Origin of the sequence: Sphingomonas sp. AX6 (genome assembly GCF_902506605.1) — a bacterium.
In the GTDB taxonomy this organism is placed as follows: Bacteria; Pseudomonadota; Alphaproteobacteria; order Sphingomonadales; family Sphingomonadaceae; genus Sphingomonas.
In genome coordinates, this window is sequence record NZ_LR733979.1 from 2675900 (window position 1) to 2698466 (window position 22567).

Sequence of the window (22567 nt, forward strand, 5' to 3'; positions counted from 1 at the left end):
AGGGACGGGCTTGCCAGCACGATCTTGGCCCAAATTGAGCCGAGCTGTTCCGCAGATGTGCCGGGATGTGACACTGCTGCCGCCAGCGCGCGAATCTTATGGGTCAAAAGAGAACGGTTCAGCGCAGTGCTTCGCCGTTCGCACCCGCGTCACTCTCGAAAGGGAGCATTGGAAACCGCGCCATCATCGCTGCCTGCGTCCGATTGTTCACGGACATTTTTCGAAAGATCGTCTTCACGTGCAATTTGACCGTCGCCTCGCTGACGCCCAGCCGCCGTGATATGATCTTGTTGGGCATCCCCATGACCAGGCATTCGAGAATTTCACGATCGCGCTCGACCAGCCCGTATAACGCTGCGACATCTGTCGTCTGGCGTTCCACTGGCATCGCCTGACGATCGGACAGGCTGTCGATCAGTTCGCTCGGTGCAACCTTCTCGCCCAATGCGACGAGCTGAATCATGACCAGGAACGACTGATACGGAATGTTCTGGGGAATGTAACCATACACCCCGGCCGCGAAGGCGCGGTTCATCCGGTCGAAATCGAACGATTCGACCAGCAGTACCACCCGGCATTCAGGTGCAGCAGTCATCAGGCTAGCAAGCGGATCGAGGTCGCAATCGGAACCGCGCACTGCACCGTCGTAAAGCACGATGTGTGCGCCATTCACCTGGTCGACGTCCAACTCGTCCAAACTGGCGGTTGCTTGCGCCACTCCGAACCCGTTGTCGATCAGAATGCGCTTCAGTCCTTCGCGCGTCAGCGCGTTCTTGACGACCAAGCTAGTCAATATCGAGCAGTCCATACCTTAGTGCTCCAATCCGCGAAGATGGAGAAGCTGCCCGCTGTACTAAATCGCGCCGCCCCCCCCTGTCTCTGCAGGAAATGACTGGATTACGCACGACCCCCGATACGCACGCTATACCACCGACCTACTCTTTTGAGAACGCAGAAGTTTGATCGTGGCGAGCTTCGATGAATGGGCTTAGATGCCTGAAATATAGCGAGTTTGCCGGCGCCAAGTGCTTGGAATGACGATAATGGCACGACCAGCCAGCCGATTGTCCCGGTAAGAAACGCATCGCGAGCCGAGTCGATCTCAAATGGCAGAAAACAGTCAAATGTGTCAGGCTGCTCGATGGTGTGAGAGCGATCGCACAACACCCTCCAGATCACGTTCCATAACCGCGCCGATGATAGCCCGACCATAAGCGGTCTTACCGAACCTTTCGCTGTGTTCGATCGCTTTGCTGGCGGTGATAAACCCTTGGTTGAACGCAATTTCTTCCAAGCAGGCAATCTGAATGCCCTGTCGGTTCTGAACCGTGCGGACGAACTCTCCGGCTTCGAGCAGGCTGTCGTGCGTTCCGGTATCCAGCCATGCGTAGCCCCTGCCCATCTGTTCGACATGGAGGGTTCCGGCATTGAGATAGATCCGGTTTAGATCGGTAATTTCTAGCTCACCGCGCGCCGACCCGCGGAGTTCCCGGGCATAATCGACCACCCGATTGTCGTAGAAATAGAGCCCGGTGACGACCTGGTTCGATTTCGGCGCTGCTGGTTTTTCCTCAAGGCCGATCGCCCTACCCGCTTCGTCCAGTTCGACCACGCCGTAGCGTTCGGGGTTATCGACCCGATATGAGAACACCGTCGCGCCGTGGCGGCGTGCGCTGGCGCTTTCGAGCAGGTGAGTCAAGTTGGCGCCGAAGAACAGATTGTCGCCCAGCACCAGCGCGACGTTGTCGTTCGCGATAAAATCGGCACCGATCGTCAAGGCTTGGGCGAGACCTTCGGGTCGCGGCTGTTCGGCATAGGACAGGCGAAGCCCGAGCGCCGATCCGTCGCCGAGCAGCGACTGGTAGCTTGGCAGAAATTCGGGACTGGAGATGATCAGGATATCGCGGATGCCGGCGAGCATAAGCACCGACATTGGGTAATAGATCATCGGCTTGTCATAGACCGGCAGCAACTGCTTGTTGACGGCGAGTGTCGCCGGATGAAGCCGCGTGCCGTTGCCGCCTGCGAGAATGATGCCCTTCATCGTTTCCTCCCATGATCTCGTCCAGAACCTGTCTCAGGCTTTCCTGCCATCGGCGCGGGTTGATGCCGTACGCGTCGCGAATTGCGGTCAGCCCGAGGGCGGAATTGGCAGGACGGCGGGCCGGGCGAGAATATTGCGTGCTCGCGATCGGCTCGACGTGGGCAAACGGCCCGCCGCGTGATGCCGATTGCCGGAATATCTCCGCAGCGAAATCGGCCCAACTCACCGTCCCGCTACCGGCGAAGTGGAATATGCCGGTGGGGGCATCGGGGTCATCGACGAGGCGCATCGCCACGTCGGAGATAGCGACGGCCAGCTCGCTCGCTGACGTCGGGTTGCCGCGCTGGTCATCGACCACACGAACAATTTTCTGCTCGACCGCCATCCGAAGCATGGCAGTGACAAAATTGCGGCCGCTTGCGCTGTACAACCATGACGTGCGCAAGATGACATGTCGCGCGCCAGAGGTGCGAACCGCAAGTTCGCCGCCCAACTTCGACGCGCCGTACACGTTGATCGGGTCGACGGGATCGTTCTCGAGCCGATCGCCCGTGCGCTCGCCCGAAAACACATAATCGGTGGAAGCCTGCACCAACGGAATGCCCGCGCGCGCGCATGCAGCAGCCAGCGCCGCGGGTGCCAGGGCGTTGACCGTCCATGCCGCAACCGGATCGGTCTCCGCCGCATCGACCGCGGTGTAAGCGGCCGCGTTGATGACGACCGAACAGGGGTGATTGCCGACCAGTGCAGCAATGGCATCCGGATCACTCAAATCGACCGCCGAGCGATCGACCGGATGGATCTGCCAGCAGTTCGGCCATTCGATGCGTTGCAATTCGCGGCCAAGTTGCCCGTTCGCACCGGTAACGAGAATGGTACGGCTCTTAGGCATCTTCACGCCGCAAGACCGCGGCGGCGATCGGCCTCGCGGTCGGCGATGATCGACTGCCACCATCGTTCGTTCTGAAGGTACCAGCGCACGGTTTTGCGAAGCCCGGTTTCGAAACTCTCGCGCGGTGCCCAGCAGAGTTCGGCGCCGATGCGACCGGCATCGATCGCATATCTGAGATCGTGCCTTGGCCGATCGATGACGTGGCGGATTTGCAAGGCGTAGGATCTGCCATCCGAGCGCGGACGCAATTCATCCAGCAACGCACACACCATTTGCACCACGTCAATGTTTCGTTTCTCGTTCCCACCGCCGACATTATAGGTCCGGCCAACCTGTCCGCGTTCGAGCACGGCGCACAGCGCGCGGACATGGTCCTCGACATAGAGCCAGTCGCGGACCCGGTTGCCAGCGCCGTAGACCGGCAAATCCTCTCCGGCGAGCGCGCGGACGATCATCAGCGGGATCAGTTTCTCAGGAAAATGATAAGGTCCGTAATTATTCGAGCAATTGGTGATGAGCACAGGAAGCCCGAACGTATGTCCCCATGCCGAAACCAGATGATCGGCCCCTGCTTTCGATGCGGAATAAGGAGAGCGCGGATCATAGGATGTCTGCTCGGAAAACAGTCCCGTGTTGCCCAACGATCCGAATACTTCATCCGTAGAAACATGGTGCAATCGGAATGCAGCACGAGCATCGGCGTCCAGCATCGACCAATAGCGACAGGCTTCGGACAATAAATTCAACGTTCCCACGACATTGGTGCGAACGAATGCTTCAGGACCATCGATCGATCGGTCGACATGCGTTTCAGCCGCCAGATGCACCACCACGTTCGGGCTGAAATCCTGCATCGCGGCCCGGACGGCGTTGGCGTCGCAGATATCGCCATGGACGAAGCGATGCCGGATGTTGTCAGCGACGCACGCGACTGTCGAAAGCGAACCGGCATAGGTCAGCTTGTCGAAGTTGAGCACCAAATGTGGCGTGTCTTCGATTAGATAACGCACCAGCGCCGACCCTATAAACCCGGCGCCGCCCGTAACCATGATGCGCATCGCGGCGATCCCTTTCACGCGATCGCGGCCAACCGGCGATCATCACGGTCGAACGAGATGGCGAGCTGTTTCAGAGTAGGTTGCGCGCGATCTCTGGGACTCAGTTCGGGCCTTTGTTCGCCAGGTAACGGCCACTCGATCGCCAGGTTGGGATCGTCCCAACGAAGGCCGCTTTCGTATTGCGGCGAATAGGGAGCCGAGCACTTATAAATGACCTCTGTATCTGGCTCGAGAGTCAGAAAGCCATGCGCGAAGCCGGTGGGCACGAACATCTGATCGCCGTTCTCAGCAGAAAGCTCCGCCCCCACCCACTCACCAAAGGTCGATGCCCCGCGACGTATGTCGACCGCGACGTCGAAAATCCGACCGCGTACGCAGCGAACCAGCTTATCCTGGGCAAAAGGAGGGGATTGAAAATGTAGTCCGCGAAGCGTGAAACGCGTCGCGGAGTAGGAGTGATTGTCCTGAACAAATGAGCAATCGATGCCGAGATCGCGACAGCCGTCTTGGGAATAGGTTTCGGAAAACCATCCACGTGCATTGCCATACCGGCGAGGTCTAACAATTTCGACGGATCCAGACATCGTGTTTGATACCCCATTCCAGGAACAGGATAGCGGAGGAGCGAGAGCCAGATGATCCTTCTTTTTCCCAGCCGTCGATTGAGTGGGCAGGACCAACCGGCGAGGCGTTGATTTGCGACATCCCGTTGAACCGCGCCGAGTTTATTGGAGGCTTCAACTCCTGAGAAGGTAGAGACTGTATGAGCAAGACAACGAACTAGTATGCGCCGGAAGTCCGCGAGCGCGCAGTGCGGATGGTTCTGGATTACGAGAGAGATCCTGCGTCGCGCTGGGCGGCGGTGGTGTCGATCGCGGCGAAGATCGGCTGTGCTGCGCAGACGCTGCATGAGTGGGTGAAGAAGGCCGAGGTAAATGGCGGCCGACGTGCGGGCGTGCCGACCGATGTCGCGGCTCAGCTAAAGCGCTGGCACGCGAAAACCGCGAGCTGCGCCAAGCCAACGATATCCTGCGTAATTCATCTGCATATTTTGCTCAGGCGGAGCTCGACCGCCCGTTCAAGCGATGATCGCGTTCATCGACGATCAGCGCGCAGTTCATGGGGTCGAGCTGATCCGCAAGGTCTGCCGATCGCCCCATCAACCTACCACGCACACATCGTACAACGGCGGGATTCACTGCGCCTGTCGGCGCCGGCGAGGCGCGACGTTGTGCTCAGAATCGAGGTGCGGTGTGTTCAACGCCGACTTCCGCGCCTCCGGAGTCCGCAAAATCTGGCGGCAGCCCCACCGTGAGGGCTTCGACATCGCGCCATGTATGGTCGCTCGGCTGATGCGCGAGATGAATTTGGCGGGGGTGATCCGACGCAAGTCGGTGCGCACGACGATCAGCGATCGGTGCGCGCCTTGTGCGAAGCTGGTTAGGTGATTGGTCTCACGACCTTCGAACGCAGCTGTGCGGATGTGGAAGGCGTCATGGCTGTCTATCGTCATGAGGACGTGATCCCTGTGAGCGAACCGTTATGCTTCCTGCCTTATAAAAGTTCGCAAACCATCCCTTAAAATACCGGCAGCTTTTGGGGACATGCAGCCATGACTTGAACGACCGAAATTGGGGCGCTTTGCTGAACGACGGCAGTCAGAGTTCCTGTGCAGTGGGACGGAAAATGAGCTCGTTAATATCGAGCTCCTCCGGCTGGGCGATTACAAAGGCGGCAATGCGCGCGAAGCTGTCAGCCGGAACGCCGACCGCGCCTACAAAATCCTGGTTGGCCTTTTGAATGTCAGTTTCGCTGATGTGCTCCAGCAGCTCGGTTTGAACCGCGCCCGGCGAAATGTTGGTGATCCGGATATTGTACGGCTTTAGTTCTTGGCGCAGCCCCTCCGAAAAGGCCCGCACCCCGAACTTGGTTGCGGAGTAAACAGCGGACCCGGGAAACAGCTTGTGTCCCGCAACGGACGACAGGTTGATGATGTGACCAGACTTCTGCGCAGTCATGTACGGGAGGGCCGCGGCAACCCCGTAAAGCACCCCCTTGAGATTGACGTCGATCATCTGATCCCATTCGTCGATCTTAAGCCGCTCGACCGGCGACAGCGGCATCACCCCGGCGTTGTTGATCAGAACATCGATGCGCCCGTAGGTTTGGACCGCAGTTCCGATCAGTCGGATCAGATCATCACGCCGGGTTACGTCGGTAGGCACGGCGATTGCTGTGCCCCCCGCTTCCTTGATCTGGGCCGCAATCGCTTCGATCCGCTCAGCGCGGCGGGCGCCCAGCACCATATTGGCGCCTTGGGCTGCAAGATGCCGCGCAGCCGCCTCACCCATGCCGCTCGATGCGCCGGTGACGACGATGACTTTGCCTTTAATGCCGTTCATGTTGATAGCCTTGCTTGATTCAATGGGGTAGCGATTGCGCTGAGGCGCCCTAATCGGCGAGCGCGAGAGAGACGGTCACACCTTTGGGATTGTCGAACTGCGACAGATCGCCGCTGACTTGTCCAAGGATGATGATGCCCGGCGCAGGAACCCGGCCTTGGCCGTAGTAGATGACGAAATCGCGGTCTTCCCACAGTCCAAGTGTGCCGACCGAGAATTCGGTTTGCCGTTCGCCATCAGGCAACCGCGAGGGGAGCTCGCCGGTCTTCTCTTGACGCAGATGGTCGCGCATTTCGAGGCGGAGGGGCAGCATCCTGGCGAGCGCCTTGGCAGCCTCATTATCGGCAAGCCGAGCGCGGAGTTGACCATTGCCGGTCGCAATCAGGATCTCGGTGTTAGTCATCGTACTGCCTTTCTCTCCATCGACAGTCGTCGCGTTGTTTGCGGTTGCGATCTCGCTTTCCGGTGTGGCTGACTCAGACGGCGCGCTGCATGCGCTCAAGGCCAGCGCGGCGACTAAAGCGCGCGAAGAGTGCATCACGCAGGTCCGACGTCGTAGGTTTCGTCCGGCACTTGCTCCATCCACTCGACGGGCGAGCCGTTCTCGGATTCCTGGATTGCGATGTGGGCCATAGCCGTGGTTGGGGTTGCGCCATGCCAATGGCGGGTGTCGGGCGGACACCAGATGACATCGCCAGCGCCGATCGCTTCGATCGGCCCGCCTTCCACCTGCGTCCAGCCGTTTCCTTCAAGAACGACCAGGCGCTGTCCAAGAGGATGCCTATGCCAGGCTGTGCGAGCGCCGGGCTCAAACCGCACCTGCGCCGCCCCGACCTGAGATGGGCCCTTCGGATCGAACAACGGTGTGATCGTCACATCGCCGGTAAACAGATCGGCGGAGCCAGGCGTTGGCGATCGCTCTGCACCACGACTCACTTCCATCGCGCTTCCGTCAGCGGAAGCACCGCTGGTTTTTGTCGCCTCGCTCGTTGAGGGGGCGGTCGATTGTTCAGATTCGGGCGCGCAGGCCAACAAAGGAAGCGAACAGACGGCTGCAACGAGAATTCTCATCATCATTGGTCTCCGGCGAGATGCTGTTGGAAAAAGGCCGCGAAGCGGTCGAACGGGATCACGTCCGTGCGGTCGTAAAGGTCAGTGTGGTTGGCGCCTGGAACGATCACGAGCTCCTTAGGGCCAGCAGCGGCGGCGTAGGCCGTCTCGCTGAAGTATCGTGAGTGGGCGTTCTCGCCGTGCACGAACAGGATGGGGCGGGGCGCGATTTCATCAATGTAGTTGAGGATCGGCATGTTCATGAACGACAGAGGGTTGGTGACCGTCCACGATGCGTTCGAGTTGACCGACCCCGGGTGGAAGCCGCGCGGGGTCTTGTAATAATCGTGATAGTCGACCAGGAACTGGGCCTCGCCGCCTTCCAGCTCGTTCATGGGCGGGCCGTATTCCGGGGTGTCGTTGGCGGCGTCCTCCCAGCGCTGGCGACTGAGATCTTCAAGCGTCTGCGTGCGTTCTGCCAGCGTGACACTGTCGTTGTAGCCACGCGACATCAACCGGGTCATGTCGTACATCGTGCTGACGGCGACAGCCTTGACCCGTTTGTCGACAGCCACGGCATTTAGCGCCATGCCGCCCCAACCGCAGATGCCGATAATACCGATCCGCTCGCGGTCCACTGCGGCGTCCAAGCCAATGAAGTCGACTGCCGCGCTGAAGTCTTCGGTATTGATGTCGGGTGAGGCGACATTGCGCGGGAAGCCGCCACTCTCGCCAGTGTAGGAAGGGTCGAAAGCCAGCGTTGCAAAACCGCGCTCGGCTAGAGTCTGGGCATAGAGGCCCGACGACTGTTCCTTCACCGCACCAAACGGTCCGCTGATCACGATGGCCGGCAGGCGGCGGTCAGCGCGATCCTTCGGCAGATAGAGATCGCCAACGAGAGTGATGCCGTAGCGGTTGGTGAAGGTCACCATCCTGTGATCGACCCGTTCGCTCTTGGTGAAGACCTTGTCCCACTGCTGGGTCGGTTGCAGGTCAGGTCCGTTCGGTTGTCGCTCAGATGACTGCGCCGAGGCTGGCTGGGCGACGACGAGCGCCAGGGCAGCAGCAGTGAGCAGGCCGCTATATGCAAGGACTCGTCGACTGATCGACTCGTGGTGGGGGTGAGAAAGGGTCATCGTAATTCTCCAGTTCAATTAGCAGGGGTCGCGGTACGGAAGGGATTTGACCGATCGCTCGCGGCGCGTGATCCGCGCGCGGCAAGCCAGGCAACCAGGCCTGACAAGATCAGGAGCACCGCACTGGCAAGGAAGGTGGCCTGGTAACCCCAGCCGTCGAACAGCAAGCCACCGACTGATGCCCCCAGCGTGATCGCCAGTTGCACCACCGCGACCATCAAGCCCCCACCAGCCTCGACTTCACCAGGCAGTACTCTGCTCAGCCAAGTCCACCAGGCGACCGGGGCGGCCGTGCCGATTAAACCCCACGCGGCAAGCAGGACCGCAACGCTGACGGGGGAATGACCAAGAATGACAAGTCCGCCCGCAATCGCTGCCATGACCAGCGGCATCGAGATCAAAAGACCGTAAAGCCCGCGCTTGAGCGCGATGCCGATGGCATAGGTGCCCGCCAGACCCGAGACCCCCAGCCCCAACAGCATGAGGGAAAGGGTCGTGACGTCAACCGCGGTAACAGTCTCAAGGAAAGGCCGCAGGTAAGTGAACAGCGCGAACTGGCCCATGAAGAAAAGCGAAATCGCTAGCATGCCAAACGGTACCTGGCGGCGGCGGAGCACCTTGAAGGCTGCGACACCACTTGCCCGCTCGCGGCTCGGCAGATTTGGAAGGCTTATGAAAAGCCATGCAAATGTCACCGCAGCCAGCGGGACAACGCAGAAGAAGGCACCGCGCCAGCCAATGAACTGACCAAGGTAGCTGCCCAACGGTGCCGCGATCGTGGTCGCCAATGCGTTGCCGCCGTTGAGCAAGGCCAACGCTCGCGGCACTGCCTCCTCGGGTACGAGGCGCATGACGGTGGCAGTCGACATCGACCAGAACCCACCGATAGCAACGCCGAGCAGTGCGCGGCCGACCATGAAAAACAGGTAGTTGGGCGCAAAGGCTACGAGGACACCGGACACCAGCATCGCAGCGGTGAGTCCTAGGAAAAGAGTTCGCCGGTCGATGCCCCTGCTGGCCCACGCGATGAACAGGCTGGTGGCGACGGCGAAGATGCCCGACACGGCGATACCCAGCCCGGCCTGGCCTTCGCTGACTTGCAAGCCATCAGCCACAGGGGTGAGCAGACTGACCGGCATGAATTCTGAGGCGATCAGCGTTGATACGCAAAGCGTCATTGCCAAAACTGCTGGCCAACCGCCACGGGTTGGATTGTCAGCAGTAGGTTGCTGTCGCTGATTAGGATGCTGAGCGATTTCCATGGGGTTGAGATAAGGCATCCCCATCAGATGAATTACCCATTATGATGCGTATGCGGCTGTGAGCAGGATTCATCGATGCAACGCGAGACAATGTCAGATTTGGTGGCGTTCCTTGCCGTAGCGCGGGAGCGGAGCTTCACCCGCGCGGCTGCTAAGCTCGGAGTTTCACCCTCCGCGCTCAGCCATACGATCCGCAAGCTGGAAGAGCGACTAGGGGTTCGGCTGCTAACCCGTACCAGCCGCAGCGTCGCGACAACCGAGCCCGGCGAGCGGCTGCTTGAAAGGGTCGGACCGCATTTCGATCAGGTTGCCGACGAACTTGATGGGCTGATGGACTTGCGCGACACGCCTTCAGGAACGCTGCGTATTACCACTGGGGATCAACCTGCCGAAAGCATCCTGATGCCCGCAGTGACGAAGCTGCTTCGGCTCTATCCGGACCTGACCATCGAGCTAATCATCGACAATGGCTTCGTCGACATCGTCAACGAGCGTTTCGATGCCGGTGTGCGCCTGGGCGAGACCCTTGCACAAGATATGATCGCGGTCCGTATTGGTCCCGATCTCCGCATGGCGGTCGCGGCATCACCCGACTACCTCGACACTTATGGCCGGCCCGACACGCCCGACGATTTGGGCAACCACAACTGCATCAACCTGAAGCATCAGGCCAAGGGCGGCATTTCAGTCTGGGATCTCGAGAAGCACGGACGGGTCGTCAATGTGCGCGTCGAGGGGCAGATGGTGGTCAACGACATCTCGCTCGTACGTCAGGCAGCCGTTGATGGCCTGGGCCTATGCTACTTGCCTCGCGACTACCTCGATGCGCGGATCGAAAGAGGCGAGCTCATACCCGTGATGGAAGACTGGTGCCCGCCGTTTCCGGGCTATCACCTTTATTACCCCAGCCGCCGACAGCAGTCGCCCGCTTTGGCGGCGTTTGTTGCGGCCGTTCGATACAAAGGCTGAAGCGGATTTCGTTCGAAGAGCTTAGTCGAATTAATGGTGCCCGGTTGCGTTGGCAAAGGCCTCAAAAGGGCGCTCGAAGCCGCCGCCGAGCTCAACCTAAACGACCGGTTTTGGGATCACGCCGGTACCGGTCGAATGACAGGGTTTGGGGCGCTTTGCTGACCTACATCCTGCCTTCCGGAGCGTAGCAGAGGACCCGAGCTCTTGCCGCTCGCTAGTGGCTTGCCACCAAAATTGGTAAAAATGTTGGCCTGCACATTTTTACGGTATTGCGCCTAAACGTTTGTCTCGACCAAACGCGTTCTTTGTCACGCGGACGATGCCCCATCGTCCTGGTATTTTCCGATCCCTGTCACGGGTGGATCGCGTGCCCTTTCCTCCCAGTTCATCAAAAAGTTAGCACTTTGATCCAGTGGGACAGGATCACATCGCGCTGGACAGGAACAGCTATGCTCACGTTGAAGCTCGACGAGCTATTCGGTCCTAAAATTGTTGCAGCGTTCCAAGCGCAATGGTCTTCTGAACCCGACGCGGCGCTGGCACAGGCAGAGCGTGCCGTGAGAATGATCGTAGCTCCCAAAAATGAAAGTGAGCGTTCGATCGCTCGTCTCGTGCTTGCTCTGGTTGGTCCTGAGCCTGACGGCCTTGCCTGGCTCGAGGCTTTGGCGGTGGGAAGTTTTCAACTTCGGGAAAACGTGTCCTATGCCATCGGTCGAGTGGGGGAAAGTCCGTCCAAGTTCATTGATCGGCAGCGCGAGAGAATTCGATCTCTGGCTGACCATCCGAAGGCAAAGGGTCGGGAAAAAGACTACGAGAATGCCTATTTGGACGCTCTTAGGTTGGTCGTCGCAACTACCCTGTTGGTCCAGATGCGTACTGGGGTTGCTGCGAAGGCTGCTATCGGTCCTGCATGGCCGCTAATGGTCGCAGTTGATGCGCATCTGAAATTGGCTGAAAAGCGGGCGCTGTTCATTCACGGCAATGATGCGGCACTTCAAGCCGGTATTGCAGATGCAGTGCGCACCCTCCTTGCGGACTACGCCAAAAATGACGGGCCGCAAGAAACAAGGCCGAGCGGCCAACCTACCACCAACCTGCCACCAGGGGCCGACGTCATATCGTATTTTCGGAACAAGGAGGAGCAGCGGAGCTTCGAGATATCGCCTGAGCTTCGACGGAAACGATCGCCGACAATTCCGCAATATATCTTGGAAGCGTCGCCAAACCGAAGCAGACCGGATCAGTCTTTCCGAATCTCGTACAGAGTAAATATCCACATGGTCTGTCTAGAGGAAGCACGGACTGGAAAAGCCGCATTTAGCCTTGCTCTTCGCTCCGAAAGCCGAAGGGTCGCTCGCGAAAACTGGCGGCAAAGCACCAGCTCCGGAGATCCACCGCACGACTTCGACATTCAATGTGCAATTTGGGATCACATCCGCGCGGGCGGGTATTTTCCTCTGTCCATTCCCGTAGACCACATCCGCTACCTTGAAGAGGATGCCTGCTGGCATTTCAACGAATTGGGAGATGCCTGGGTGGGGCTGGAGAAGTGGCGACAGGGAGGTTTCTTCAGATTTGAACGTGATCCTCTGTCCGTCGATGGCATCGAGATTTAATTCGAATCAAAAGTTTGCGTTGGGAGTTGCGGGGGACGGTCAGCGCGCGTACAATACAGGTACAGCGCTGTGGTACAGCGGCATATGGTCCATCTAGCGAGAAGCCCACCGAATGGGCTCTTCTGCTTGAAGGGTTCCCCTCCCGTAGGGGTCACCATCCACATTTCAGAATGTGTGGGATTGTGACGAGCCTTTGATTTCATCAGAAGCTTCGCGGCGGTGACCGACGTCGAACGTCTCTCGCCACCCTTCCCTATTCGTAGCTCGGGCTCGAATAATCGCCGACATAGTCGCTGAAGCGCGTAATCTCCGGCTCGAAACGCAGCGTCACCTTGCCCGTTGCGCCGTGGCGCTGTTTGGCGACGATCAGCTCGGCCAGACCGAAGACGCGCTCCATGTCCATTGCCCATTTGGCGTGATCTTCAAAGATCTTGGCGTCGTCGCCTTCGGTTGCGCGCTTGGGCTCCTTGGCGGCGACATAATAATCCTCGCGATAGACGAACAGCACCATGTCGGCGTCCTGCTCGATCGACCCCGATTCGCGCAGATCGGATAGCTGCGGCCGTTTGTCCTCGCGCTGTTCGACCGCACGGCTGAGCTGCGACAGCGCCAGCACCGGCACGTTCATATCCTTGGCCAGATTCTTCAATCCGCGTGAGATTTCGGAGATTTCCTGGACGCGCCCGTCGCCCGATGCCTTTGCCGAACCCGACAACAGTTGCAGGTAATCGACAACGACAAAACCAAGCTGGTTCCCCAACCGCCGCTGCAACCGCCGCACGCGGGTATGGAGCGCGCTGATCGAAAGGCCCGCAGTATCGTCGATATAAAGCGGCAGGTTCTGCAGGTCCGACGCGGCTTCCGCCAATTGCCGGAATTCCTGCTTGCTGATCTTGCCCATGCGCAGCGCTTCGGACGAAATTCGCGACTGTTCGGCCAGGATACGCGTTGCGAGCTGATCTGCGGACATTTCCAGGCTGAAGAACGCGACCTTTGCGCCGACCGATTTTTCTGGTGCGATCCCGGCATTCATATCGTCCATCCAGCGCCGCGCGGCGTTGAAGGCGATGTTGGTGGCCAGCGAGGTCTTACCCATGCCGGGGCGTCCGGCCAGGATCAAAAGGTCGGATCGGTGCAAACCACCGATCTTGCCGTTGATCGAATCGAGGCCGGTGGTGATGCCCGACAAATGCCCGCCCGAATTGAGCGCCCGGTCGGCCATCTGGATTGCCAATGTGGTGGCTTCGGCGAACGACTTTACCGCATTCTCGCTGTCGCCGTCCGCCGCGACGCGGAACAGCTCTTCCTCGGCCAGCTCAATCTGTTTGCGCGGGTCGATCGCCTCGCTGGTATCGGTCGCGCGGTCGACCAGCGTCCGCCCCACCGTGACCAGCGAGCGAAGCATGGCCAGGTCGTAAATCTGTTGCGCGAACTGCTTGGCCCCGATCAGACCTGCGCCAGAACCGGTTAGCTGTGCGAGATAGGCGGGGCCGCCCAGCTCCTTCATACCGAGATCCTCGACGAACATCGGACGCAGCGTCACCGGATTGGCGAGCATATCCTGCGCGCGCAGGATGCGGATCTTCTCGAAAATGCGGCCGTGGACGGGCTCGTAGAAATGGTCGGGCTCAAGCCGCTCGAGCATGTCGTCGGCGAGCCGGTTGTCGATCATCATGGCCCCCAGCAACGCGGCCTCCGCCTCGATATTCTGGGGCAGGCGAACTTCGCCCTCGGCAGGCTGCGGAAAATTGATCTGGGTGGCCATCGCGGCCTTGTCACAGAGCCGACCGATTCCGGCAAGCGACGATGCTGTGGATTACGGGCACGGCGCGCCCGGTTGCATTTGGCCACCGAAAGCCGCATCGCGTGGAGCAAATGTCCGATCCGCGCATCATCGACGTCGAACTCGACCAGGGCACGATCCTGTGGCGATCGGCGGATATCGAGCAGGAACGGCGCATCGCGATCTACGACCTGGTCGAGGGCAATTATTTCGAGCCGCAGCGCATCGCCGCCGCCGATCCCGGCCCCTACCGCATCAAATTGCGCGTCGAGGAAGGGCGGCTCGCGATCGACATCGCCAACGAAACGGGGACGCACCTCGAAACTCTGGTGCTCGGCATGGCCCGACTGCGGCGACCGATCCGCGATTATTTCGCAATCTGCGACAGCTATTATCAGGCGATCCGTTCGGCCACGCCGCAACAGATCGAAACCGTCGATATGGCGCGGCGCGGCGTGCATAATGAAGCAGCCGAGATGCTCAAGGAGCGGCTGGCGGGCAAGGTCGAGATCGATTTCGACACCGCACGGCGACTGTTCACGCTGATCTGCGTGCTGCATATCAAAGGCTGATTGGGGGGCGAATGCGGATCTGGCACGTCATTGCCTTGGCGGTCGCAAGCTTCGGGCTGATTGCAGCGGCTTGCTGGACCTATGCCACGGGCTGGGAGCCCGATCGCACGCGCTTTCCGGTGCAGGGCGTCGATGTGTCCGCGGCCAACCAGGGAATCAGCTGGGATGCGGTGCGCGCAAACGGCGCGACCTTCGCCTATATCGTCGCGACCCAAGGCGCGCGCGCTCGGGACGCCGCGTTTCAGTCGCACTGGGAAGGAGCCTACATGGCGCGGCTGCGGCGCGGCGCGATCCACCGCTATTCGCTGTGCGATCACCCGCGCGCGCAGGCGACCAATTTCATGGCAACCGTCCCGCGCACCACCGACCAACTGCCCGCGATCGTCGAGTTCGCATTCGACGAGCAGTGCGCGGCGCGCCCCAACCGTGAAGCGTTGCTCGACGATGTCGCCTCTTTCCTGACCACCGCAGAAGCCCATCTGGGTAAGCCCATGCTGATCGCTCCGACCGAGCCGTTCGAAGACGAATATGCCCTGAGCGAAGGCATCGCCCGTCCGATCCGAGCTTCATCGACCTGGCTCGAGCCGAATTACCTCCCGCGCGCCTGGACGCTATGGCGCGCATCAACGCTGAAGCGGATCGACGGCGTCGATGGCCCGCTCAACTGGAATGCCGTCGCGCAATGACCGATCCCGAACAAGCCCGCCTGCTCATCGACCATGCGCGCGAGGCTGCGCGCAACGCGCACGCCCCCTATTCCAATTTCGGCGTCGGCGCGGCGGTGCTGCTGACCGACGGATCGATCGTGACGGGCGCGAATTTCGAGAATGCGAGCTACGGTCTGTCGCTGTGCGCCGAAACCGTTGCGATCGCGACCTTGTCCGCAGCGGGGCAATTGCGCGATGTCGTCGCGATCGGCGTCATCGGCGGCATGATGGAGGACAATGTGCCAAGGGGCGAGACGCCGGTGCGCCCCTGCGGCCGCTGTCGCCAAGTGCTGAACGAAGCCGCGCAAATGGGCCGACGCGACCTGACCGTCTATTGCGGCGGGGCGGAGGGCGAGGCGATCGAGACACATAGACTGTCCGACCTCCTCCCCCATGCGTTCGGTCCCGCCGACTTGGGGCTCTGACGCAAATGCCGACCGCCCTCGTCATCGGTGCGGGGATCGGCGGATTGGCGGCGGCAATCGGATTGCAGAACGCGGGCTATCACGTCGCGGTCCACGAACGCGCCGCCGACCTGAAACCGCTGGGTGCAGGCTTAAGCCTGTGGTCGAACGCGGTTCAGGCGTTACGGGCTTTGAATGCCGCGGCTCGGATCGAAACCGAGGCCGAACCGATCGAGACGATGGTGCTGGCGACTCGCCAAGGTCGCGCGCTGCTCGGCCCGCGCCGGGTGACGTCGGCTGAAGGGGTTTCCGCATATCTGGTCACCCGCGCGCTGCTGCAATCGGCGTTGCAGGCCGCACTGGGCGGCGATGCGATCCACCTCGACAGCGAATTGGTCGATGTCGCGCAGGACGACGAGCGAGCGACCGCACGCTTCGCCGATGGCAGCACCGCTAGCGCCGACCTGATCGTGATCGCCAATGGCATCTGGTCGCCTCAGGCCACCGCGTTGATCGGCAACGCACCGCGCCATTGCGGCTATGGCGGCGTCTTCGCTCTGTCCGATCCCGTCGACCATCCGCAAAGCGCGCGCCGAGTCGCCGAATATTGGGGCGACCGCGAACGGTTCGGGCTGTGCGATATCGGCGGCGGGCGGCGATACTGGTTTTATATCGTCGATCAGCGGCCAGGTGCAGCGGCGATCGGCCATGACGACTGCCTGGCGCGGGCGTCCGACGGCTGGCCTGACGGGATCGTCCAGACGGTTGCTGCGACAACCGCCGATCGCTTGATCGCGTTCGATTGCCACGCGCGCGCTGCACCCCGGCGGTTGGGCGTGGGTCGCATTCTGTGCGTCGGCGATGCGGCGCATGCGATGGAGCCCAATCTGGGTCAGGGCGCGTGCCAGGCGCCGGAGGATGCGGTCGCGCTGTCGGTGGCGGCACAGCGAGAATCGCCCGAGCATGTCGTTTCCGCGGTCGAGGCCATGCGGCTGAAACGGGTGCGCTCCTTCGTCATCCAGTCCCGCCGGGGACGATACGGAACCCATGCCCCCGTGATGGTGCAGCATTGGGTTCGCGCGACGCTGTCCGCGATTCCGGCCGCGATTCACGACCGGGCGATCGGGTCCGCGCACCTTATGCCCGACTATCGCTGAACGCCCCTTGCCGATGCGGTGATTCCCCGCGAAAGCTGTCGCGACATCTTTCAGGGGGGAACCATGGCCATCCTATCGGACATCTGGATTCGCGAAGCCGCGCTTAGTCAGCGGATGATCGAGCCGTTCGTGGAAGCGCAACGCCGCGAAGGCTGTATCAGCTACGGCCTGTCCTCCTACGGCTATGACGCGCGCGTCGCGGACGAGTTCAAGATCTTCACCAATGTCGATTCGGCGGTGGTGGACCCCAAGGATTTTGCCGCGAACAGCTTCGTCGATCGCAAGACGGATGTGTGCATCATCCCGCCGAACAGCTTCGCGCTTGCCCGCACCGTCGAGTATTTCCGCATCCCGCGCGACGTGCTGACCATCTGCCTGGGCAAATCCACCTATGCGCGCTGCGGTATCATCGTCAACGTGACCCCGCTGGAGCCCGAATGGGAGGGACATGTAACCCTCGAATTCTCGAACACCACGCCGCTGCCTGCCAAAATCTACGCCAATGAAGGCGCGTGCCAGTTCCTGTTCCTGAAGGGCGACCAGCCCTGCGAGACGAGCTATGCGATGCGTGCGGGCAAATATATGGGCCAGCGTGGCGTTACCCTGCCCCGTTTGTAAGCGATCAAGTCTTCACGCTCAGCGCGCCAGTGCTGCCGACCAACAAAAAAGGGTGCCCCGCGGGGCACCCTTTTTATTTCGTTCGGTCGGCAATCTGAAAGGATCAGAAGGCCGCGCGATATTGCTCGTTACCGACGAAGCCAAGATTGGTGATCTGCGACCGTTTGATGATCGCGAGCACTTCATCGACCTTTTCGTACCGGGCCATCGGGTCGGGCTGGAAATGCAGTTCCGGCGCGGGATCGATGGTCAGCGTCTGTTCCAGATACTGGGCCAGCGTCACTTCATCGATCGGTGCGTCGTTCCAGGTCAACTGACCCTGCGGCGTCACGATCAACTTATTGCTGATCGGATCGATCAGCGGTTGATTCGGACTGTCGTTCGGCTGCGGCAAATCAACCTTCACCGCATGCGTCTGGATCGGAATGGTGATGATGAACATGATGAGGAGCACGAGCATGACGTCGATCAACGGCGTCGTGTTCATTTCCATCATCGGTTCACCGTCATCGGTGCCAGCACTCATTGCCATATCGGGCTACTCCTAAACTCTGAGGGCTTACTGCCGCGAAGTCACTGCGCCCGCGGGCGGTTCGGAAATGAATCCGACCTTCGCGAAACCAGCCGACTGCATGGTGTAGATGGTGCCCCCGATGCAGCGATAGGGTGTGTCCACGTCGCCGCGGATATGCACTTCGGGAAGTTCGAGACCTGGTGCGGTCGGACCGCCCTGACGTTCGACTTCTTCTTCCAGCTTCGTCACTGCGCGCTCGAGCAGGTTTTCGGCCGTCACCGGAGTCATGTTCCAATAGACCTGGCAGGTGTCGCCCTGGCCCATCACGGAAAGATTGACGTTCTCGGGTTTGGTGGTGGTCGGCTCGAACTGCACTTTAGGCAGGTTCAACTCGACCGATTGCACCACGACCGGAATCGCAATCAGGAAGATGATGAGGAGAACCAACATGACGTCCACCAGGGGCGTCGTATTGATGTCCGACATCGGCTTTTCATCGGAGCCATCGCCCCCAACGCTCATCGCCATCGGCGTTATCCTATCCTTGTAACGCGTCTCGCCCGAAGGCGAGTAGAGGTGGCGCGCGAACCACGCGCCACCCGATACTCAATCGATTACGTGCGCGGCGTCTGCACGCCACCGGTCTGGCCAGCCGTCGTCGTCACAGGCTTTGCTGCAACCGGCGCAGGCTTGGTCGTCGTCGTGGTCGTGGTGGTTGCACCACCAACCGCCGGACGAACCGCGCCTTCCGATGCCAGGAAGCCGAGCACGTCGGTCGAGAAGGCCGACAGGTCTTCCGCGATCGCCTTGTTGCGGCGCTGCAGCCAGTTGTACGAAAGCACCGCGGGAACCGCCACGGCCAGGCCGAGTGCGGTCATGATCAATGCTTCACCAACCGGGCCTGCGACCGCGTCGATCGATGCCTGACCTGCCGCACCGATCTTGATGAGCGCGCGGTAGATGCCGATAACCGTACCGAACAGACCGACGAACGGCGACGTCGCGCCTACGGTCGCGAGGAAGGCGAGACCGCCGCCCAGCGACGAATTGATCGACGCTTCCGAGCGTGCCAGCGAACCGTGCAGCCAGTCATGCGCTTCGACCGGGTCGGTCAGCTTCTTGTGCTGTTCCTGCGCCGCGATGCCGTCATCGACGATCTGACGGTATGCCGAGTTCTTTTCGAGCTTTGCAGCGCCTTCGCGAAGGCTGTTAGACTTCCAGAAGGTCGTGCGCATGCGCTTGCCCTGATTGATCACCTTCTGCTGTTCGAACAGCTTGGTGAACAGGATGTAGAACGAACCGATCGACATGATGACGAGAATCGCGAAGGTCGCCCAGGCGATGACACCGCCCTGCTCGAGTGCTTCCCAGAAACCGTAGGGGTTCGACCCTTCGGTGGCAGCCGCACCGGCGGCAAGAATGTTGATGAGCATGTGAATTTCTTCCTTAGAATATTCTGCTTCTTACCAGCGCCTGCGCACCGGTCGCGGGCAAGAGATTAGCGATCAAGCTGCCAGGTAACCGACAACGGGTAAGTCGACTGGACGGGCTGGCCCGCCTCATTCTGGGCCGGCGTAAACCGCGCCCTTCGCGCACCACGACACGTTGCATCGTCCAGCGCCGAATTGCCCGACGAACTCGTGATCGTGCACCCCGTCACCCGACCGTCGGCACCGATGGTCAGATTTGCGCGCGCGCGCCCTTCCGCTTCGTCGCGAATGGCCGAAGGCGGATAGTTGGCGGTACCGAAGAACCGACCGATGTCACCACGAGGACCGGCCTTCTTGCTGATCGCGGGCGGTGCCGGCGGCGCAGGAGGAGCGGGCGGCGCAGGCGGCGCGGGCGGAATCGTCGGCTGCCGGTCGGGGATGATGTCCGACGTGCGAATGGGCGGCGACGGCACGGGCACCCGAACGATCGGCTGCTGGACCACGACGGTCGTCTGCGGTGGCGGGGGGGCTGCCGACTCTGGCGGCGGCGGCGGCGGTGGCACTTCTTCGGGTGGCGGCGGCGGTTCGGTGACGTCGATGACGTTCAGCTCCTCCTGGGCCTTCTTCACATATTGATATGCGAGGCCAGAAACGAATGCATAGCCGATAATGACGTGGATGATCGCCACGATCGCGATCGCCACCACACGGTTACCACCTGCTTTTTGGTCAGCGTAGGCCATTCAGCAAGGTCACTCCTAATTAACCCTTTGGACGTCGCCCGGCCTCACGGCGACGGGAAACAAGCCCGACCGGCACACGCTTTCACGTATACCAGCCGTGGATCGAGTCTCTAACTACACGCATCCGCATCCGCAAACGCTTTGTCGGACGCAAGAAACGTACAAGCGTCGTGCACAGGATTTATTTCTGTATCACGACAGCCTTGTTCGTTAACGGTATCGCGTATGATCTCAATCGCCAAGCCTTTCGTTACGGCCACCGCAGTTTTGCTCGTTGCCGCCGTCATCCCGCCTGCCGCTTCGCAAGAAGTTTCCTCGCAAATTCAGGCGCAGGCCCCCGCAAATGTCGATTATCCGCAGCTTGCGGCGCAAGTGATCGAGGCACCGTTGATCGTCGATGCCACGGTCCGTTCGACCAGCCGGATTCGCGGCGAAGAAGCGATCGGTCTCGCTCCGGGACATGTCCGCTATTATGTGACCGCGGATGTGCTGTCGCTGATTCGCGGCACCACCGCGATCCCGTCACGAATCGGATATCTGGTGGATTTGCCGTTCGATTCGCGCGGTCGTGCGCCAAATCTGCGTCGACTGCGCGTGATTCTGTTCGCGCGACCGGTGCCGGGGCGTGCCGATCAGGTGCAGTTGCTGTCCAACGACGCGCATTATGATTGGTCGCCGGAACGCGATTCGCTGATCCGCCAAATCGCGCGCGAAGTGGTGTCACCAGATGCCCCGCCCGAAATCACCGGCGTCGGCAACGCATTCCACACGCCCGGCGACTTGCCGGGCCAGGGCGAAACCCAGATTTTCCTGCTGACTGCTCGCAACGACCCGATTTCGCTCAGCATCCTGCGCCGTCCCGATGGCAGCCGCAACTGGGCGGTTTCACTGGGCGAAATCGTCGGCGAGGGATCCCGCCCGCCCGAACGCGATACACTGCTATGGTATCGCCTCGCCTGCGGGCTGCCCGGCCAATTGCCGGAGAGCAATGTCGCGGCCGATCTGCCCGAACATGCCGCGATCGTGCGCGAGGACTATCAATATGTGCTCGAATCGCTCGGCCTGTGTCGAGGTAGCGGTACGCCGACCCCGAATGTGGGCTGGTAAGCCTTAACGCCGGTGGCGGGTGAGCGTGATGCCGATCGCTTCGCCTGCCTCGGCGATGGCCAGCTTCACGATCTTGACCTGCACGCGCGAGACGCGCGCATCCTGAACGAACAGCGTCCCGGCGATATGATCGGCGACGCCTTCGATCAGGGTGAAATGCACGCCGGGGGGCAGCGACGTGCTCGCAGCCTGTTTCAAGTCGAGATAGCTTTTCGACGCGGATAGCGGCGTATCCGGCGCAAACCGCTCCGGACAGTCGAGATCGACGGTAATCGAGAGGCGCAGCGGCTGGGGAAGGTGCGTTTCCTCCGAATAGACGCCGGTCAGCACCTGGACTTCCAGGTCGTGGACTTCGAGCTGCAAACTATCCTTCAACGCACATTCCTCAGCGACGATCGAAGCGCGCCCATAGCCGGGAGGGTTGCCCGGGGGAAGCGGCACGTCGCCCCGCGCCCCTTCATGCCGCCCAACCGCAATTTTCTTTGTCTGGCGCCGAGGCGACGCTAAAGCGCGCCGCCGCCGATTTGCGGCACATGATGAAAGCCAAAGCCTGCATTGCACCCCGATTTCGTCCCCCTCGACACGATCGACCCCACCACGGTCGAAGCCTTGCTCGACCGTGCGTTCGGGGCGGACCGACACCTGCGCACCGCGTACCGAATCCGCGAGGGGACACAGCCGATCCGCGAACTGAGCTTCGCCGCAACCGACGCGGACGCCATATTGCTGGGCACGATTCAGTGCTGGCCGGTCGAATTGCGAGCGGGGGACAGCAGCGTCCCGATGATCATGGTCGGTCCGGTCGCGGTCGATCCGCATTGGCAACAGGCGGGCCGGGGCCAAGCATTGATGCGCCACATGCTTGCCCACGTCGCCGCATCGCCGATCGAGGGTGCCGACGCGCTGATGCTGATCGGCGATCGGGATTATTACGGTCGCTTCTTCGGATTTACGGCCGAACGCACGGAAAAATGGACCTTGCCCGGTCCGTTCGACCGCGACCGCCTGCTGGCGCGGGGCGCCCAAGTGCCTGCGCTTGCCGGGGAAGTGGCACCTCGGTTCGTCCGATCGGACTTGCCGACGCCCGCGCCGATGCCCTAACG

General features: G+C 60.9%; 25 protein-coding genes, 1 pseudogene and 1 other annotated feature. Of the genes and pseudogenes, 10 read left to right on the top strand and 16 right to left on the bottom strand.

The genetic code is table 11. From position 1 onward, the window contains the following. Nucleotides 1–118: 118 nt before the first annotated feature. From ENHY17A_RS12860 to rfbC, 5 genes are all read right to left on the bottom strand, one after another. Nucleotides 119–793 carry a LuxR C-terminal-related transcriptional regulator gene (locus ENHY17A_RS12860; protein WP_159713270.1) on the bottom strand — a complete coding sequence of 225 codons (675 nt, stop codon included), beginning with the start codon at nucleotides 791–793 and terminating at the stop codon, nucleotides 119–121. Nucleotides 794–1129: 336 nt separating this feature from the next. After that, nucleotides 1130–2044 carry a glucose-1-phosphate thymidylyltransferase RfbA gene (gene rfbA / locus ENHY17A_RS12865; RefSeq protein WP_159713272.1) on the bottom strand — a complete coding sequence of 305 codons (915 nt, stop codon included), beginning with the start codon at nucleotides 2042–2044 and terminating at the stop codon, nucleotides 1130–1132. Next, on the bottom strand, nucleotides 1956–2936 hold the full coding sequence (gene rfbD, locus ENHY17A_RS12870) for a dTDP-4-dehydrorhamnose reductase (protein ID WP_159714617.1): 981 nt from the start codon (nucleotides 2934–2936) through the stop codon (nucleotides 1956–1958). Before rfbD ends, rfbA begins: the two co-directional genes overlap by 89 nt. 2 nt (nucleotides 2937–2938) lie before the next feature. Further along, on the bottom strand, nucleotides 2939–3994 hold the full coding sequence (rfbB, locus tag ENHY17A_RS12875) for a dTDP-glucose 4,6-dehydratase (RefSeq protein ID WP_159713274.1): 1056 nt from the start codon (nucleotides 3992–3994) through the stop codon (nucleotides 2939–2941). A 14-nt stretch (nucleotides 3995–4008) separates the two neighbouring features. Further along, on the bottom strand, nucleotides 4009–4578 hold the full coding sequence (gene rfbC / locus ENHY17A_RS12880) for a dTDP-4-dehydrorhamnose 3,5-epimerase (protein WP_159713276.1): 570 nt from the start codon (nucleotides 4576–4578) through the stop codon (nucleotides 4009–4011). 233 nt (nucleotides 4579–4811) lie between these two features. On the opposite strand from rfbC, the pseudogene ENHY17A_RS14780 reads away from it, so the two are divergent. Then, nucleotides 4812–5424 (top strand): annotated as a pseudogene (locus ENHY17A_RS14780) (IS3 family transposase); the annotation flags it as partial. Then, nucleotides 5038–5153, top strand: a sequence feature (AL1L pseudoknot). Its footprint overlaps the pseudogene before it by 116 nt. Before the next feature lie 228 nt (nucleotides 5425–5652). On the opposite strand, the gene ENHY17A_RS12890 reads toward ENHY17A_RS14780, so the two are convergent. From ENHY17A_RS12890 to ENHY17A_RS12910, 5 genes are all read right to left on the bottom strand, one after another. Then, nucleotides 5653–6396 (bottom strand): SDR family oxidoreductase, encoded by a 744-nt coding sequence (locus ENHY17A_RS12890; RefSeq protein ID WP_159713280.1) that lies wholly within the window; start codon nucleotides 6394–6396, stop codon nucleotides 5653–5655. 49 nt (nucleotides 6397–6445) lie between these two features. Then, nucleotides 6446–6799 carry a cyclophilin-like fold protein gene (locus ENHY17A_RS12895; protein WP_159713282.1) on the bottom strand — a complete coding sequence of 118 codons (354 nt, stop codon included), beginning with the start codon at nucleotides 6797–6799 and terminating at the stop codon, nucleotides 6446–6448. 134 nt (nucleotides 6800–6933) lie between these two features. Beyond that, on the bottom strand, nucleotides 6934–7473 hold the full coding sequence (locus tag ENHY17A_RS12900) for a (R)-mandelonitrile lyase (RefSeq protein WP_236547967.1): 540 nt from the start codon (nucleotides 7471–7473) through the stop codon (nucleotides 6934–6936). Continuing rightward, a complete protein-coding gene (locus ENHY17A_RS12905; protein ID WP_159713284.1) occupies nucleotides 7470–8582 on the bottom strand; it encodes an alpha/beta hydrolase in 1113 nt (370 codons plus the stop codon). The genes ENHY17A_RS12900 and ENHY17A_RS12905 overlap by 4 nt, the downstream gene beginning before the upstream one ends. A 14-nt stretch (nucleotides 8583–8596) precedes the next feature. After that, entirely contained in the window at nucleotides 8597–9868 is a 1272-nt protein-coding gene (locus tag ENHY17A_RS12910) for an MFS transporter (RefSeq protein WP_236547970.1), read from the bottom strand. Between the two features lie 51 nt (nucleotides 9869–9919). Between ENHY17A_RS12910 and ENHY17A_RS12915 the strand changes: the two genes are divergently transcribed. Together ENHY17A_RS12915 and ENHY17A_RS12920 are read left to right on the top strand one after the other, a co-directional pair. Continuing rightward, on the top strand, nucleotides 9920–10813 hold the full coding sequence (locus ENHY17A_RS12915; protein ID WP_159713286.1) for a LysR family transcriptional regulator: 894 nt from the start codon (nucleotides 9920–9922) through the stop codon (nucleotides 10811–10813). Nucleotides 10814–11262: 449 nt separating this feature from the next. Then, nucleotides 11263–12429: a hypothetical protein gene (locus ENHY17A_RS12920; RefSeq protein WP_159713288.1), complete on the top strand. Its 1167-nt coding sequence runs from the start codon at nucleotides 11263–11265 to the stop codon at nucleotides 12427–12429. A gap of 253 nt (nucleotides 12430–12682) precedes the next feature. Here ENHY17A_RS12920 and ENHY17A_RS12925 read toward each other — a convergent pair whose 3' ends face one another. Further along, nucleotides 12683–14194 carry a replicative DNA helicase gene (locus tag ENHY17A_RS12925; protein WP_159713290.1) on the bottom strand — a complete coding sequence of 504 codons (1512 nt, stop codon included), beginning with the start codon at nucleotides 14192–14194 and terminating at the stop codon, nucleotides 12683–12685. A 110-nt stretch (nucleotides 14195–14304) separates the two neighbouring features. Between ENHY17A_RS12925 and ENHY17A_RS12930 the strand changes: the two genes are divergently transcribed. The 5 genes from ENHY17A_RS12930 (at nucleotide 14305) to dcd (ending at nucleotide 17670) form a co-directional block, all read left to right on the top strand. Further along, nucleotides 14305–14784 carry a UPF0262 family protein gene (locus tag ENHY17A_RS12930; RefSeq protein WP_159713292.1) on the top strand — a complete coding sequence of 160 codons (480 nt, stop codon included), beginning with the start codon at nucleotides 14305–14307 and terminating at the stop codon, nucleotides 14782–14784. 11 nt (nucleotides 14785–14795) lie between these two features. Beyond that, on the top strand, nucleotides 14796–15470 hold the full coding sequence (locus ENHY17A_RS12935; protein ID WP_159713294.1) for a GH25 family lysozyme: 675 nt from the start codon (nucleotides 14796–14798) through the stop codon (nucleotides 15468–15470). Continuing rightward, nucleotides 15467–15916 (top strand): cytidine deaminase, encoded by a 450-nt coding sequence (locus ENHY17A_RS12940; protein ID WP_159713296.1) that lies wholly within the window; start codon nucleotides 15467–15469, stop codon nucleotides 15914–15916. The genes ENHY17A_RS12935 and ENHY17A_RS12940 overlap by 4 nt, the downstream gene beginning before the upstream one ends. A gap of 5 nt (nucleotides 15917–15921) precedes the next feature. Next, entirely contained in the window at nucleotides 15922–17052 is a 1131-nt protein-coding gene (locus tag ENHY17A_RS12945) for an FAD-dependent monooxygenase (RefSeq protein WP_159713298.1), read from the top strand. A gap of 63 nt (nucleotides 17053–17115) precedes the next feature. Next, entirely contained in the window at nucleotides 17116–17670 is a 555-nt protein-coding gene (gene dcd, locus ENHY17A_RS12950; protein WP_159713300.1) for a dCTP deaminase, read from the top strand. Between the two features lie 103 nt (nucleotides 17671–17773). Here the strand turns inward: dcd and ENHY17A_RS12955 are convergent, their stop codons facing one another. The 4 genes from ENHY17A_RS12955 to ENHY17A_RS12970 all read right to left on the bottom strand — a co-directional run bounded on the left by ENHY17A_RS12955 (nucleotide 17774) and on the right by ENHY17A_RS12970 (nucleotide 20357). Beyond that, entirely contained in the window at nucleotides 17774–18202 is a 429-nt protein-coding gene (locus ENHY17A_RS12955; RefSeq protein ID WP_159713302.1) for an ExbD/TolR family protein, read from the bottom strand. 27 nt (nucleotides 18203–18229) lie between these two features. Next, nucleotides 18230–18712 carry an ExbD/TolR family protein gene (locus ENHY17A_RS12960; RefSeq protein WP_159713304.1) on the bottom strand — a complete coding sequence of 161 codons (483 nt, stop codon included), beginning with the start codon at nucleotides 18710–18712 and terminating at the stop codon, nucleotides 18230–18232. An 86-nt stretch (nucleotides 18713–18798) separates the two neighbouring features. Next, a complete protein-coding gene (locus ENHY17A_RS12965) occupies nucleotides 18799–19617 on the bottom strand; it encodes a MotA/TolQ/ExbB proton channel family protein (RefSeq protein ID WP_159713306.1) in 819 nt (272 codons plus the stop codon). Nucleotides 19618–19682: 65 nt separating this feature from the next. Further along, the gene (locus ENHY17A_RS12970; protein WP_159713308.1) at nucleotides 19683–20357 is read right to left on the bottom strand and encodes an energy transducer TonB; all 675 of its coding nucleotides are present in this window, start codon (nucleotides 20355–20357) and stop codon (nucleotides 19683–19685) included. 225 nt (nucleotides 20358–20582) lie between these two features. Between ENHY17A_RS12970 and ENHY17A_RS12975 the strand changes: the two genes are divergently transcribed. Further along, the gene (locus ENHY17A_RS12975) at nucleotides 20583–21464 is read left to right on the top strand and encodes a hypothetical protein (RefSeq protein WP_159713310.1); all 882 of its coding nucleotides are present in this window, start codon (nucleotides 20583–20585) and stop codon (nucleotides 21462–21464) included. A gap of 3 nt (nucleotides 21465–21467) precedes the next feature. On the opposite strand, the gene ENHY17A_RS12980 is transcribed toward ENHY17A_RS12975, so the two are convergent. Continuing rightward, complete coding sequence (locus ENHY17A_RS12980; RefSeq protein ID WP_159713312.1) at nucleotides 21468–21839, bottom strand: dihydroneopterin aldolase; 372 nt, start codon at nucleotides 21837–21839, stop codon at nucleotides 21468–21470. Nucleotides 21840–22019: 180 nt separating this feature from the next. Between ENHY17A_RS12980 and ENHY17A_RS12985 the strand changes: the two genes are divergently transcribed. Further along, on the top strand, nucleotides 22020–22565 hold the full coding sequence (locus ENHY17A_RS12985; protein WP_236547971.1) for a GNAT family N-acetyltransferase: 546 nt from the start codon (nucleotides 22020–22022) through the stop codon (nucleotides 22563–22565). Nucleotides 22566–22567: the final 2 nt, after the last annotated feature.

Excerpts from the sequence above, each read along its gene's own strand:
- rfbA (WP_159713272.1), bottom strand. The coding sequence starts at position 2,044 with ATGAAGGGCATCATTCTCGCAGGCGGCAACGGCACGCGGCTTCATCCG.
- rfbD (WP_159714617.1), bottom strand. The coding sequence starts at position 2,936 with ATGCCTAAGAGCCGTACCATTCTCGTTACCGGTGCGAACGGGCAACTT.
- rfbB (WP_159713274.1), bottom strand. The coding sequence starts at position 3,994 with ATGCGCATCATGGTTACGGGCGGCGCCGGGTTTATAGGGTCGGCGCTG.
- rfbC (WP_159713276.1), bottom strand. The coding sequence starts at position 4,578 with ATGTCTGGATCCGTCGAAATTGTTAGACCTCGCCGGTATGGCAATGCA.
- ENHY17A_RS12890 (WP_159713280.1), bottom strand. The coding sequence starts at position 6,396 with ATGAACGGCATTAAAGGCAAAGTCATCGTCGTCACCGGCGCATCGAGC.
- ENHY17A_RS12895 (WP_159713282.1), bottom strand. The coding sequence starts at position 6,799 with ATGACTAACACCGAGATCCTGATTGCGACCGGCAATGGTCAACTCCGC.
- ENHY17A_RS12900 (WP_236547967.1), bottom strand. The coding sequence starts at position 7,473 with ATGATGATGAGAATTCTCGTTGCAGCCGTCTGTTCGCTTCCTTTGTTG.
- ENHY17A_RS12905 (WP_159713284.1), bottom strand. The coding sequence starts at position 8,582 with ATGACCCTTTCTCACCCCCACCACGAGTCGATCAGTCGACGAGTCCTT.
- ENHY17A_RS12910 (WP_236547970.1), bottom strand. The coding sequence starts at position 9,868 with ATGGGGATGCCTTATCTCAACCCCATGGAAATCGCTCAGCATCCTAAT.
- ENHY17A_RS12915 (WP_159713286.1), top strand. The coding sequence starts at position 9,920 with ATGCAACGCGAGACAATGTCAGATTTGGTGGCGTTCCTTGCCGTAGCG.
- ENHY17A_RS12920 (WP_159713288.1), top strand. The coding sequence starts at position 11,263 with ATGCTCACGTTGAAGCTCGACGAGCTATTCGGTCCTAAAATTGTTGCA.
- ENHY17A_RS12925 (WP_159713290.1), bottom strand. The coding sequence starts at position 14,194 with ATGGCCACCCAGATCAATTTTCCGCAGCCTGCCGAGGGCGAAGTTCGC.
- ENHY17A_RS12930 (WP_159713292.1), top strand. The coding sequence starts at position 14,305 with ATGTCCGATCCGCGCATCATCGACGTCGAACTCGACCAGGGCACGATC.
- ENHY17A_RS12935 (WP_159713294.1), top strand. The coding sequence starts at position 14,796 with ATGCGGATCTGGCACGTCATTGCCTTGGCGGTCGCAAGCTTCGGGCTG.
- ENHY17A_RS12940 (WP_159713296.1), top strand. The coding sequence starts at position 15,467 with ATGACCGATCCCGAACAAGCCCGCCTGCTCATCGACCATGCGCGCGAG.
- ENHY17A_RS12945 (WP_159713298.1), top strand. The coding sequence starts at position 15,922 with ATGCCGACCGCCCTCGTCATCGGTGCGGGGATCGGCGGATTGGCGGCG.
- dcd (WP_159713300.1), top strand. The coding sequence starts at position 17,116 with ATGGCCATCCTATCGGACATCTGGATTCGCGAAGCCGCGCTTAGTCAG.
- ENHY17A_RS12955 (WP_159713302.1), bottom strand. The coding sequence starts at position 18,202 with ATGGCAATGAGTGCTGGCACCGATGACGGTGAACCGATGATGGAAATG.
- ENHY17A_RS12960 (WP_159713304.1), bottom strand. The coding sequence starts at position 18,712 with ATGGCGATGAGCGTTGGGGGCGATGGCTCCGATGAAAAGCCGATGTCG.
- ENHY17A_RS12965 (WP_159713306.1), bottom strand. The coding sequence starts at position 19,617 with ATGCTCATCAACATTCTTGCCGCCGGTGCGGCTGCCACCGAAGGGTCG.
- ENHY17A_RS12970 (WP_159713308.1), bottom strand. The coding sequence starts at position 20,357 with ATGGCCTACGCTGACCAAAAAGCAGGTGGTAACCGTGTGGTGGCGATC.
- ENHY17A_RS12975 (WP_159713310.1), top strand. The coding sequence starts at position 20,583 with ATGATCTCAATCGCCAAGCCTTTCGTTACGGCCACCGCAGTTTTGCTC.